The following is a 12,244-nucleotide window of genomic DNA, read 5'->3' as shown; positions in this document are numbered from 1 at the left end:
ACCTGACAGATGAAGGGCATCAAGTTATTCGGTATGCCGCTCGGATCTTCGCCGATCAATCCGCTCGCATGGGCGCCAACCGGATTAAAATAACGGAGTGTAGCAGCGTGAAAAGCCGCATCCGCCGCCGTGAGATCGGCAATCAACTGTTCCATAACCAGCTTGGTTCGCCCGTAAGGGTTGGTGACCTGGAGTGGCGCACTCTCTGGAATCGGACAATGCTCCGGCTGGCCATAAACTGTTGCCGAGGAACTAAAGACCAAACGGCCGACATTATGCCGCCGCATCGCTTGCAACAAAGAAATCGTTCCGCTGATATTGTTATCGAAATAATGCAGAGGATTTGTGCAGGATTCTCCAACCGCCTTGAGCGCGGCAAAGTGAATCACCGCATCGATCTGGTGAGAAACAAAGACCTCATCGATCGCCGCCGCATCGCGAACATCAGCGCGGATACAGGGGATTTTTTGGCCAGTGATCGCGAACAGACGGTCGAGGACTTGGGGAGAACTATTGCAGAAATTGTCGAGCAGCAGGACGTTGTAGCCACGGGCCATGAGCTCGACGGCCGTATGGGAGCCGATATAACCAGCACCACCGGTTAAAAGAATCATATCGTCCACCTATTTTTGAAAGACTTGAATAGCAAGTTGTAAACTTTAACTACTGTGTCAGCAACCACTTTTCAAAGACAGGATCTACCACCCGCCAGACCTTGTCATGAAATTCCACCAGATCCAGTTTCATAAGCTTTGCAAGACTTGTCTGCACGCCCCCCTGCGAACCAAGTCGCCAGGATGTCAGGTATGACTGGCTGTAAATATTGGCCGGATGCTGTTTGGCAATGGCTCTGAGTAAACGTTTTTGATGATTTGTTAAGCCGAGAAATAACCCCTCAAAATCGGCCGCTTCCATTTTCACCAGCAAGCTCTTCACCTCAGTAAAGGAGTCGCGATCCCCACCCATTTCAAAATGGAGCATCGCCAATTTTTGCACATAATAGGGATAAGCATCAACGAACTCCACCAGCTCCTTTGCCACCTCCACATCGAGAACTTTTCCGCCCGCATGGTAACGACTCATGAGAAACGCGACAAATTCGTCGGTCGGGATGCGCGGCAATGGAAAAACGTAGGCACTCTTATAAAAGGGACGTTTCCGATCTTCAAACATATCGCGCAGAATGGTTCTTCGACTCCCCATGATCAAAAAAGAGACATGTTCGGCAGACTGCATCCCACCACGCAACAGGGCCTCGATTTTTTTGCTTTCCTTGAGATCACAAATTTCCTGAAACTCATCCAATACAAGACAAACTTTGATTCCTTGCGCTGCACAATAATCATCAAGTGAGGCAATAATGTGCTCTAAGTGAATTTCCGCCGCATCATCCCCAAGGGCAACAGAAAATTCAGGAAATGCGGTCGTCGAACTGATCTCCAGACGCAGTCGTAGCCGTTTAAAAGACCTAAGTATACGTTCTCCCAAAGAAGTTTTATCCGCTGCATTGCAACCCAGCGAAGCAACAATGCCACGGTACATTTTTTCAGCGACGTCCTCGGGCGATGTCACCGAAAACAAATCAATAGAGATACAGGTCATGTCCGTCAGCATTTCACTCACCACAATCGCCAGGCTCGACTTGCCATAACGCCTTGGGGCGTAGATGAGGGTGTGGATGCCGGAGCGCATATTCTGACAAACAAGTTCTTTTTCTGCTGTCCGGTTACAGAAGTCTTCTCCTTTGGCAAGAACGAGTTTAAAGGGATTCTGCACGGTTATGGCCTTTCAATTATCCAAAGTAAATTATCTGAAAGGAGGATACAAAACCTTCAGCAAATATTCAACGTACTTTACGTTCCGACAACGACAACAATGCCACGCCAACTGATCTGGGCCAACTGATCTGGGGACAGTATATAGAACTATCCGTTTACTCGCTTTGGTCCCGGCTTTTGTGGCCGCAGAGATCTTGCCAGCAAGGTCTCGATGTTATCGACAAACGACTCATCCCCAAGGGGTCTGCCTGAGCGCTCATATTTGCGGAAGGTGGTCATTTCGTCTTCCGATGACAACGATAGAAAATCTCTCCAATTCCCAACCATTGAAAGTAACGGCTCAACCTTCGACAGTTTGTCGTCTTGAACCATGAGATGGGCCCGGGCACTGCTCCAAGGATAGTCCTCCGGGGAAGCAACAATGCCGGCTGCAACAGGGTTCATTTCAACATATCGAGCCGCAGCGACCAGATAAACTTCATCCATCGGAAACGATGCAAAGCGTTCCTGCCACAAGTGTCCACGCCACTTCTCACGAAAGTTGATCCTGCGGGTATAGCGACGATGGGCTTCGCCAATGGCGCGAGCTAGACTTCCCTCCGATTCAGGGACGGCAATCAGGTGAACATGATTGGGCATCAGGCACCATGCCCAAATTGCGACACGATACTTGCCACACCATTCAGCCATCAGGTCGATATAGGCCGAATAGTCGTCGTCACAGAAAAAGGTCTGCTGGCGGCGATTGCCACGTTGGGTGATGTGGTGGGGGATTCCGGGGGCGATAACTCGTGCGATACGTGCCATGAATGAAGAATAGCAGATGCAAAATTCTTGTCAATTAAATATACTGTCCCCAGATTTCCGCCCGGGGGCGATAACTCGTGCGATACGTGCCATGAATGGAGAATAGCAGATGCAAAATTCTTGTCAATTAAATATACTGTCCCCAGATTTGCCCAGTTGAGTCAGCCACAATTCGATTCGCCAGTCTGGTTGCTAGCCATTCGGAGAGTTTGTAATACTTCCGAGCCAGTGCCCCCCATTTTCAAACCAAATAATGAGTTTATAAATTTTTCCAATATCCTTTATTCATGCTCAATTGACGTTTTAACCACAATGGCAGTCTTGGCGCCATCTGCCCTAGTTTATAACCAACGAACTTAAATCCAGTACGCAGCACGGCAATCGGTATCAGCCAGGGAGCACGCTTACTTAAATATCGCATTTCCGACATGACAAATTTTTTCCCTTCTCCTTCCGCCTTGCCAAGCAGTTCTAAATACCAAGACTCACGACCATGAAACACACCAATATCAAAATAACGGCGAAACTCCTCTAGCATGCTGTAATTATGAGAATGGTAGCAGATAGCATCAGCGGCATAAGCCACATTCCACCCTGCTTGCAGCATCTTGGTTGCAACGTAGGTATCTTCGCTAAGAATTACGTCGGATGGAAATCCACCGACAGCTATCAAAGCTGTGCGTCGATAAGCAGCAAAAGAGTTTGATATAAATGCCGCTTTGATGCCGAGTCTTGCAATGTCATCTTTGGATTTAATTGAAGATTCTGCGGAGTAGTTAAACAAACGTGCATGGGCAGCAATTGGCGAAGCTTCGACATGGGGTAATTGACGACCGCACACCGCACCAACTTTTTCATCTTCAAAAGGCGCTAATAAATTTTTTATGGCCTCTGTTGAAGCTAAAATAGAATCCTGAGTCATGAAGATAATTATGTCCGATTCAGACCAAAGGTCGAGAGCAAGTTGGCGGGTGGAACCATGGTTAAAAGATGAACGTGGTATAATATAAGCAGAAAATCCAAATTTATTGAAAATTAAGGATGAACCATCAGTTGAATCGGAATCAATTATTTTTACATCGAAATCGCAGTAAACCTGTTTGGTAATAGATTCAAACAAAGAGGACACAGAATTAGCAGCATTCAGAGTTGGAATACATAATATCGTTTTCATGCGGTCGCTCTATTACTTAATGACAAAATATCTTCGTAACATTTAATTAGTTCCGATGCATGCCTATCGAGTGTACAAGGACATGTCCAATATTGACTATAAGCCTTTATGCCCAAATTCCGCGAAAGAGCCTTATCAGAAGATAGTAATAATAATTTTGACGCAAGATCTTCGACATCACCTGAGCGAAATAATAGCCCAGTTTCTCCGTCAAGAATATTCTCCTTAGCAGCACAATTGTCAGAAACTAAAGCTGGTACCCCAAGAGCTGCTGACTCTGAAACAACCAAGCCTTGTGTTTCATGCAAAAGAGATGGAAACACAATTGCCCTGCTGGAACGGATCGCACTAATGACACCGTCGCGATCTTGCCATCCCCGCAGTTCTGCGAAAGGATTAATATCTCGTATTGAAACATCTTCTGAACCAGACCCAACAAAAATCGCCTTAATATTAGCTCTTAACGCAGCAGCAGCAAATAATACAGCTCCTTTTTCAGGGGATAAACGACCTATAAAGGTAAAAACGTTATTTAATGATACATCTGTCGGAAAAGTTTTCTCTATATCAATCGGGTTATAAACTCGGTAAAATTTTTTATTTTTTGGAAGCCACTTTCGCAATATTGATTCTGAATAATCGGATATGGTAATGAAGTTTTCTATTCCACAAGGTATACAACCAAATTTGCGCTGAACAATCTGCCGAGCAACTCTCCACAATTTTTGACTATAATTACGAGAATCGCAGTTTGATGAAATACATAACAATGACAAGGGAAATAGATCGCATTGTTTTCCCTTCTTATAATTATAGAACCCACCATTTGGACAGACCGTAAAATAATCATGAAGGGTACAAACAACTTTAAATTTTTTTTTCACCGCCTCATTCACAATACTCGATGTCAATGATTTTACCCAAGTATGCAAATGAATTACGGTGTTTCTTGGGTCATATTCCTCAAGAATAGCTGCTAATTTCTTCGAACATCGGTGATCCCAAATTCCATGATAAGCTGCGGATAGCTTAGATGGGTTAGTCAGTAAATCAAAATGATCGAAATTATAAAATTTAAAAGGAAAACAATTCTCGATATTTTTTGGAAGAGATATCCCCGAAATGAAAGTTACATCAAAACCTCTGTTTGCAAGAACAGTTGCACTTGACAACGCAATTTGAGATGCACCTCCATTAACTACCCCATAATCATTAATTACTATAATTCTCAACATTATCTCCAAATGTATTTAAGCTAAAAATAGAGCCAACACTAATTCTGTTAACAATTAATATTTAATACTTGAAAAAATTAAGTTTATAATTTGCCCCTAAAACAGAGAGTACAAGAAATAACCCAGGGGAAAAATAACCGTACCCCCTGAAAAAAAACTCAACAATAAATCCAAAAAGAATTGCAGATAAAAGAAGCGTTTTTTTTGATTTGTTTAAGCCATAGCAATATCTATTATTTTTTAAATCTTTCCAATAAAAATAATTTTCAATTATAAATTTTATAATAAATTTCATGTACATAAGTAAAATTAAAATACCTACTATTCCAAATTCAGCAATTATTTTAGAAGCGAGAAACCCTCCGTCAGACAAGTTTGTCTCACTGCCAACATCAATTTTTTCAATTATCTCTGTAAATGGAGTTAGTTGAGTACCAGGAAACCCAAGCATTTGAAAACCTAAACCAAACCCATTGGTCTTTATAAAGTTTTGGTAAGCCAAAGACCACCCCTGTAAAAAGACAAGAGTGGTGAGATTTCTTGTCTCAGAAAAGCTAAGCCTACTTGTAAAATAATCGGAATCAAGAAAAAATTTACTTGTAATTGGCATAGCAAGTAAAGATAATATCATAATAAGTAATATAATTTTTAAAATATTCATTCTTAGGCTTAACAAAATTATACTTAATACTGAGAATAAAAGCATAGTTAGACTTGGGAAAATTATAGAGAAAAAAATTAAATTAAGAATCACGAAAAATGAAGAACTACGTTCCCCTGTAGCGACATATCCGACGCCAAGCAGTCCAACAGATAGAGCATAATGACTCTCTTCTGAAAATGGAAAAACTGATTTACTCACAAAAGCATAAGGACCAATCTTTATGGGCAATAGAATACTTAACCAACCTAAACTAAATAAAAAAATCAAAACAATAAATAATGATTTTGATAAAACATTGAACGTCATTTTCTCAATTTTATGTGAAAATATATATGATGAAATAATTATTAAGATAAATGAAAAAGAACCAAGCGGTTTAATAATATTGAACATATAGTATTGATAAAATGATGGAATTAATAACAATAAAAATATTGCTAAACATAAAATACTTTTTTTAAGTGATAAATCTATAGATAAAATAATTTTAAAATTTATAATTAAAACAAAAATCGCAGAAACAAGCAAACCAACAGATAACGAGGAAAGGTTAAAAACTACAAACATAAAACTTGGAATTAAGAAAATAATCAAGACTAATAAAATAAATAAAACGTCGAAAGATTTTTCTTTTCCGTTATCAATAATCATCAATATGTTATCCATAAATAAATACTATAAAATGAATTAATATAATTTGTTTTAATTAATTAGTAATTTTTTTAGGAAATTAAGAGATTCATCTCTTGAACGAAATAATTTCTCATGTACAGCATCATAGTCAATATTTATATCAAAATCATATAAAGAAGACTTTTCTAAAATTAGTTTATTTTCTAGCCCAACAACATTTAATAAACTTTCAATTCTATTAATATGTTTACCGCTTGATACTGCAACAAAAGGCTTACAAAAATTAATCGCAAAACATGTCCCATGAAATGAATCTGTAATAACAAATTCTGCCTCAGCAAAAAGCTTTAAAAATTCTTCTGGCCCTGCATCTCTAATATGTAAATCGACTTTTGCTCCTGGAGTTAAACCTTGCTCAATTGAAATTACATTTAACCCAAGTTTTTTTGAAAAAAATTCAACTACCTGCTTAATAAGGGGCAATTTAGGGACTGTAAACAAAAGGATATATTTTTGGTTTGGCTTGCTTCCCTCATGTAAATTACCAACACATAACCATTCTTCTTTGCTTAACAACAAAGTTGGGTCAAGCACATGTACGATGTGTTTACCCATCAATTTGTGCAATAGAGTTTGAGTGCTTTTCTCACGGACAGAGATTGCTTCATATTTTTGCAGAAAATTTTTAACTTGTTTTTTTTCCGATTCTGAGTAGTTATAACCTCCTATGCTAGAAGAATATGATATTTTTCTCGAATTTTCAGGAACAAAATCGAGGAAATAAACCGGATCAAGTGTGCAGTTCTTGCTAATGCAGGCAGGATTCCAAATTTGATCACTGCCAGCAATATAGACATCATACTTGGGAAGAAGATTATTTAAAATATCTTTTTGACTATAAACTTTTGTTAGTTTAAAATTTCTATCGATAAATTTTTTAAATTTATTAATAACCCTTTTTCTCGGCAAAATCCTCATAACATCTCTGCCTGCCCACAATAATCCGCGAAAAGACAGATTAAACCTAATCAAATCAAAACTTCTGGATATATGGCGGTTTTTATAGTTTACAATTTCAACGTCACCAAACATTGATAAGACAATCTGTGTTGCGTAAGTTTGAAATATAGCACCGTAATTATTAGCTTCGTGAATTGTTACCAAAGCAATTTTCATTATTAATTACCTCCAATATTATGTAATAATTTTATTTTCTCTATTACAGATAGTAATTCTTTATCAATAAAGATGTTTGGTTCGACAATAAATTCGTTTTCTAAGTAAATTTTATTGTTTAATCTATTTCTTAAAAGAATGGCATAATCAATGATAGTTGATATATCGCTGCCATTATTAATCATAATATTCATACTTTTATTTGACGGTTTATAATTATTAATTTTAATGTGCTTACTAACAAACCAGTTGAAAATTGAATTATTAGGCTTTTTTCTATTTATAAATTTTGCGATAGAATTTTTAAAAATTAATTTCAAAAAATAAAATTTAATAATATTAATTTTGTCGTGAGTTATAAGATTATAATAAAAATCACCCTTACAAGAAAACATACTTCCTAAATTTGGATATACAAATTCTTGATATGAATGGCGAGCTATATGAAATTTTTCTATTTTTTTTTCAATTTCTTTTTTATTGCCAGATTTAAAATTGAAACACGCAGAGAGAATAATAATTTTTTCATTTTTAAATATTGAAGTTCGGTATGAAAATAACCCATCTTTTTTTTCTAATACAAAATAATCACCATTGATATTCAGACAATCTACAGAGATAAGATTGTCTGAAATTGTATAACCATACGCGCCAGCATTCATAAATAAAGCGCCACCGATAGTACCAGGAATACCCTCTAGACCCTCAAACCCTTCAGACCCATGTGTTACAGCCACGCGGACAAAATCCTGTAATGAATATCCACAATCAACATAAACACTTGAATCAGCAACTCTAATAGTTTTTAAGTTTTTTGTAGAAATAACAACTGAATAATTAATTTTATCCAGAAAAACAATATTACTTGTACCGCCAATAATCTTATACTCAATTTTATTCTCTATTAGGTATGAAATTACTAACTTTAAAGTAATTAAATTTTGAGGGCAAACATAAACATATACATATCCACCCATTTGAAAATACGTATCATATTTTAATAAATAATTTGGCCTGTACCAAATATCTTCTGAATCAAGATAATATTTAAAGTTATCAAGCTTATTTAGTAAATTTAAATTTATCATATTGATTAATTTCTATCAGATAAAAAAACTACTTTTTCTGCAAAATAATAATAAATTGACAATAAAATACAATTACTAAATATAGTAGCAATGGCGGCACCTAGCGCCCCATAGATTGGTATTAATAAGATATTGAGAAATATATTAACTCCAGCAACTACTCCCATACATTTAACTTTAATCATCATATGTTCTTGCGTAACCAATGTCGCTCCTACACTGCTTGCAACAAAAATAATAGGCGCAGATACAGACAGTACCATCAATAAATTAGTAGCTTCCTGATAAGTCTCTGAAAACAGGAAAACAACTCCCCAAGGTGCTAACAACCAAATAGAAACCATTGCTATTACTCCCAAAAATAGCATAGCTAAATTTCCTTGTCGGTATACTCTGTAAAAAAATTTTCTATCCTGGTGTGCCCAACGGTGCATTTTTGGCAATAAAAATTTTTGATAAATTACACTCGGGAGCATATAAACAGCAAGCATTACTGTAAACGCAACATTATAAATTCCTGCAATTTCTGCATTTTTCATATACTTCAACAAAATAATATCACTTTGAAAATATATAAGATGAAACAATGCTGCGACACCGAATGGCCAAGATTGCTTAACAACGTTAAATATATTTGGAATAATATATTTAATCTGTTCATCATGAAAAGAATGTATTGAATGCCCTTTTAGTAAAAAAATTCCTTTATACATTCTAAACAATAAAAAACTACTAAAAATAAAAAATAATAATGATACAAATACATAAGAATAAGCAGATAATTTAATAAAATTAAAACTCGTTGAAAAATAGGAAAGCGAAACTATAAAAATTAAACGAATTGCGTGTGGAAGAACCTGAAAAAATGATAAATTCATATAATTTTCTTCAAGTTGAAATTTTACACTTACTAATTCAATTGAAACTTGTCCTAATACATGCATACTTAACATTATTAAAATAATTGCTGTTAATTTATCGTGTGGACCTATCATTGACCATATTATTATAATTAATATAACACTTATTGTACTTAAGAAAATAAATTTAAATGAACCCTGAAGCCAGCGCATTGCACGCCAACCTTCTTGTCCAAAAATCTTTAGCCAATATTGAGCGATACCAAATCCAGCTAATGGAGAAATCAGCATGATCATGCTGAGTGAAGATGCAAAAATCCCATATTTTTCCGGGCCAAGTTTACGTGCAAGAACAATTTGTGTCAGAAATGCGCAACCGGCACCCAAGATAGAGCCCAACCATAAATATGAAACAGCTCTAAATGCAGCCCCACTTCTTTTAACCATCATAAAACCCGTCTCATACAATATAAAAAGGTCACCCTCGGGGTCAGGCTTCAGGTTGAGAAGTTGCTAAGTTAAAACCCAATAAACATCGGCCAGAGTCAGGCAACGCATGACATGGCTGCTATCTATTTGGAGTGAGACGTCAACGCGAAAAACGATCTTCATTTCACCTCACCATGGTCACTCAATTCAGCCTCAATCTGCTCAATGGAAGGCAAGCTCCCTTGCAAATCTTCGGGAATCGATTCTATACGACCTGACGATATGAAACCATGGCAACTGGTCAGCAGCTTGCTGACCAATTTGATGGGCATTCTTCTGCGAATCTGGGGGCAAGAGTGGGTTCGGGCTCCCAGGTTACCAAGTTGGCCAGAGAAACACCCTTCTGTTCTCCTTGACCAGATACACCCCGCCATGATGCGCCTCGGTATCGGTCCGGTGTGACTTAAGATCGACAGCGACGTCATCGAGCCGTGCCGACAAGTTCTTCTCGACGGTGTTGATCTTCAAGACCAGGCTCGATTCAACTCGATCCAACTTCTCCGAAAGCATTTGATGCCCTTCGGCAACCAAAGCTAATTTATGATCAATATTTTCAGCCATTATGCCGATATACTGCTGAAATTGTTCTGTTTGCTTAACAAATAAATCTTCAATAAACTTCTTATCTTTCTCGTCCATTTCGGTCTCCGAATTTACGTCCTACTAACGCCTGAGCCAGGGAAATCCAGGGGGACATTCTAAAAAGTTAACTAACTTTTTCTTGATTCGGACGAAAACCGCTTGAACCCCTTCCACCCTTCAACTCTCTTTCACCAGCCCCCCCATCATCATGCGCCTCAGTATCAGCCGGATGCGCTGTCACTTCAGTGATGATTTTGTCAATCTTTAAGACAAAATGTAACTATTCAGCTCTTTCTTGGTCGAGGGACCTTTACAGTCAAAAAAGCTTGCTCGCGCCGCAAAGAAGGGCAAACCCTTTTTAGAGTAAAGTGGCACAAAGAACCGATTAAGCTGGAGCAAAATAAAAGCTATAGTCTGGAAACCTTCGAGGGGGACAGGCACCTTTTAATAAATCAACAACGCTCTAACTCGACAGTTACTTTTTCATAAATTGTTCCGGCTCAATTCCAGCCTGCTTCAAGATTGCCTTCAGAGTCCCCTCGGGCATATCGCCAGTGTGATTCGGAATAGTTGTGTAACGGTTTGTGGTTGCATTAAACCACACCTCATGGCTGCCTGCGGCCTGACGATCGAATTCGAAACCAAATTGCTTGAGGCGTTTGATGATCTCACGATACCTGAACCCTGCCAGCCGACCCATGTTAATTGCCGATAACAAGTTGAAGATCAAAACGTTTCTTTAGCGGTGGTAACTTCAGAGATTTTTTACGTTCATCCTGTGCTTCCAGAAGTCTACGCGCAACATCCCTTGCTATTTCCATTACTTCTGCAACGGTTCTGCCTTGGGCCACCAACCCCTGGACGTCATCAGAAGTCGCAAGATATAAACCTTCAGGTAGTTTTTCAATGTGGATATTAATGATTCTTTCCATGATGACACCTCTCAAATTCACATACAGGAGAACCATGTCCGGTGGGGACGCTGTTAGCTTCACCGATGATTTCACAGTTTCGAATAACGGCATCGATCGTTTTACGATCCTTTTCCCAAGCGGCAAAGTCCATCCCGGATGGTATAGTCCTCAATGGCATTGATGGCCTCAAGAATGTCCTCAATGCGCACGTACCAGAATCTAGTGGACACGGATGGCCTGCCGAAGGATTTCTTCTTTCAACTGCTTTTTAAGCGCCTTTTCCGTCACAAGATCGACGGGGCAAGACATAAGCTGTTCAAGATAATGTTTCAATTCCAGAAATCCGAACAACCCTGGCGCTTGTTTAAAGGTCACCAGAACGTCCAGATCGCTGTCTGGTCGTGCCCCGCCTCTGGCGACAGAACCAAAGAAGGCCAGAGATTCGACACCAAATCTGTGGCGAATCTCTTCGAAGTGTCGGGAAAGAACTTTCAATGTCTGTTCTTTTTCCATATCGAAACCTCTTCGTGGCACATTTGGCCGCTGCTCAAATCTGATAACGGCTGATTGATCTGAACCATAAGATTGTTGTTTAAAATCAAGCACTTTCAGATCTTATCTGCGTCCTGTTGCTCTTCGGTGGAAAACCTGAGAAAAAAACGGACAGATTTATTTTCCGTATTTTTCCCACGTCACCTCATGCATGATTTTTTTATTGGTCAATTCTGTGCGTGTTTCGCGGATCTCATCGCGAAGGCCGGCATGCCCTTCGAGCAGCAGATCGAATTTGCTGTTCATATCTGCGAGGATGATTTCCAAATGGTCTTTTTGCATGTGACCACTC

The 12,244-nt window shown here is 38.5% G+C and carries 14 protein-coding genes; all 14 read right to left on the bottom strand.

Features of this window, described 5'->3' with window-relative positions:
- Positions 1–614: SDR family NAD(P)-dependent oxidoreductase (locus K0A93_06665; GenBank protein MBW6511786.1), on the bottom strand; the 614-nt coding region annotated here is incomplete at its 3' end.
- A 49-nt stretch (positions 615–663) separates the two neighbouring features.
- The gene (locus tag K0A93_06660) at positions 664–1,776 is read right to left on the bottom strand and encodes a hypothetical protein (GenBank protein MBW6511785.1); all 1,113 of its coding nucleotides are present in this window, start codon (positions 1,774–1,776) and stop codon (positions 664–666) included.
- Positions 1,777–1,925: 149 nt separating this feature from the next.
- Entirely contained in the window at positions 1,926–2,585 is a 660-nt protein-coding gene (locus tag K0A93_06655; protein MBW6511784.1) for a transposase, read from the bottom strand.
- Between the two features lie 259 nt (positions 2,586–2,844).
- Positions 2,845–3,759, bottom strand: a complete 915-nt coding sequence (locus K0A93_06650; GenBank protein ID MBW6511783.1) for a glycosyltransferase — start codon at positions 3,757–3,759, stop codon at positions 2,845–2,847.
- Positions 3,756–4,994, bottom strand: a complete 1,239-nt coding sequence (locus tag K0A93_06645; protein ID MBW6511782.1) for a glycosyltransferase family 4 protein — start codon at positions 4,992–4,994, stop codon at positions 3,756–3,758. The genes K0A93_06650 and K0A93_06645 overlap by 4 nt, the downstream gene beginning before the upstream one ends.
- Positions 4,995–5,055: 61 nt before the next feature.
- Complete coding sequence (locus K0A93_06640; protein ID MBW6511781.1) at positions 5,056–6,309, bottom strand: hypothetical protein; 1,254 nt, start codon at positions 6,307–6,309, stop codon at positions 5,056–5,058.
- 51 nt (positions 6,310–6,360) lie between these two features.
- The gene (locus K0A93_06635; GenBank protein MBW6511780.1) at positions 6,361–7,467 is read right to left on the bottom strand and encodes a polysaccharide pyruvyl transferase family protein; all 1,107 of its coding nucleotides are present in this window, start codon (positions 7,465–7,467) and stop codon (positions 6,361–6,363) included.
- A gap of 2 nt (positions 7,468–7,469) precedes the next feature.
- Positions 7,470–8,555 (bottom strand): FAD-binding protein, encoded by a 1,086-nt coding sequence (locus K0A93_06630; GenBank protein MBW6511779.1) that lies wholly within the window; start codon positions 8,553–8,555, stop codon positions 7,470–7,472.
- 5 nt (positions 8,556–8,560) lie between these two features.
- On the bottom strand, positions 8,561–9,862 hold the full coding sequence (locus tag K0A93_06625) for an oligosaccharide flippase family protein (GenBank protein ID MBW6511778.1): 1,302 nt from the start codon (positions 9,860–9,862) through the stop codon (positions 8,561–8,563).
- 357 nt (positions 9,863–10,219) lie between these two features.
- On the bottom strand, positions 10,220–10,519 hold the full coding sequence (locus K0A93_06620; protein ID MBW6511777.1) for a hypothetical protein: 300 nt from the start codon (positions 10,517–10,519) through the stop codon (positions 10,220–10,222).
- A gap of 442 nt (positions 10,520–10,961) precedes the next feature.
- Positions 10,962–11,186: a type II toxin-antitoxin system HicA family toxin gene (locus K0A93_06615; protein MBW6511776.1), complete on the bottom strand. Its 225-nt coding sequence runs from the start codon at positions 11,184–11,186 to the stop codon at positions 10,962–10,964.
- Between the two features lies 1 nt (position 11,187).
- Complete coding sequence (locus K0A93_06610; GenBank protein MBW6511775.1) at positions 11,188–11,418, bottom strand: DUF1902 domain-containing protein; 231 nt, start codon at positions 11,416–11,418, stop codon at positions 11,188–11,190.
- A gap of 201 nt (positions 11,419–11,619) precedes the next feature.
- Positions 11,620–11,913 carry a nucleotidyltransferase family protein gene (locus K0A93_06605; GenBank protein ID MBW6511774.1) on the bottom strand — a complete coding sequence of 98 codons (294 nt, stop codon included), beginning with the start codon at positions 11,911–11,913 and terminating at the stop codon, positions 11,620–11,622.
- A gap of 156 nt (positions 11,914–12,069) precedes the next feature.
- Complete coding sequence (locus tag K0A93_06600) at positions 12,070–12,234, bottom strand: hypothetical protein (GenBank protein MBW6511773.1); 165 nt, start codon at positions 12,232–12,234, stop codon at positions 12,070–12,072.
- Positions 12,235–12,244: the final 10 nt, after the last annotated feature.

It is taken from the genome of Desulfuromonadaceae bacterium, from assembly GCA_019429445.1.
In the GTDB taxonomy this organism is placed as follows: Bacteria; Desulfobacterota; Desulfuromonadia; order Desulfuromonadales; family JAHYIW01; genus JAHYIW01.
This window is presented reverse-complemented; position numbering and strand designations above follow the sequence as displayed.

Bases quoted from the DNA above. Each gene is read 5' to 3' on its own strand.
- K0A93_06655 (MBW6511784.1), bottom strand. From the start codon at position 2,585: ATGGCACGTATCGCACGAGTTATCGCCCCCGGAATCCCCCACCACATC.
- K0A93_06650 (MBW6511783.1), bottom strand. From the start codon at position 3,759: ATGAAAACGATATTATGTATTCCAACTCTGAATGCTGCTAATTCTGTG.
- K0A93_06645 (MBW6511782.1), bottom strand. From the start codon at position 4,994: ATGTTGAGAATTATAGTAATTAATGATTATGGGGTAGTTAATGGAGGT.
- K0A93_06640 (MBW6511781.1), bottom strand. From the start codon at position 6,309: ATGATTATTGATAACGGAAAAGAAAAATCTTTCGACGTTTTATTTATT.
- K0A93_06635 (MBW6511780.1), bottom strand. From the start codon at position 7,467: ATGAAAATTGCTTTGGTAACAATTCACGAAGCTAATAATTACGGTGCT.
- K0A93_06630 (MBW6511779.1), bottom strand. From the start codon at position 8,555: ATGATAAATTTAAATTTACTAAATAAGCTTGATAACTTTAAATATTAT.
- K0A93_06625 (MBW6511778.1), bottom strand. From the start codon at position 9,862: ATGGTTAAAAGAAGTGGGGCTGCATTTAGAGCTGTTTCATATTTATGG.
- K0A93_06615 (MBW6511776.1), bottom strand. From the start codon at position 11,186: ATGGGTCGGCTGGCAGGGTTCAGGTATCGTGAGATCATCAAACGCCTC.
- K0A93_06610 (MBW6511775.1), bottom strand. From the start codon at position 11,418: ATGGAAAGAATCATTAATATCCACATTGAAAAACTACCTGAAGGTTTA.
- K0A93_06605 (MBW6511774.1), bottom strand. From the start codon at position 11,913: ATGGAAAAAGAACAGACATTGAAAGTTCTTTCCCGACACTTCGAAGAG.
- K0A93_06600 (MBW6511773.1), bottom strand. From the start codon at position 12,234: ATGCAAAAAGACCATTTGGAAATCATCCTCGCAGATATGAACAGCAAA.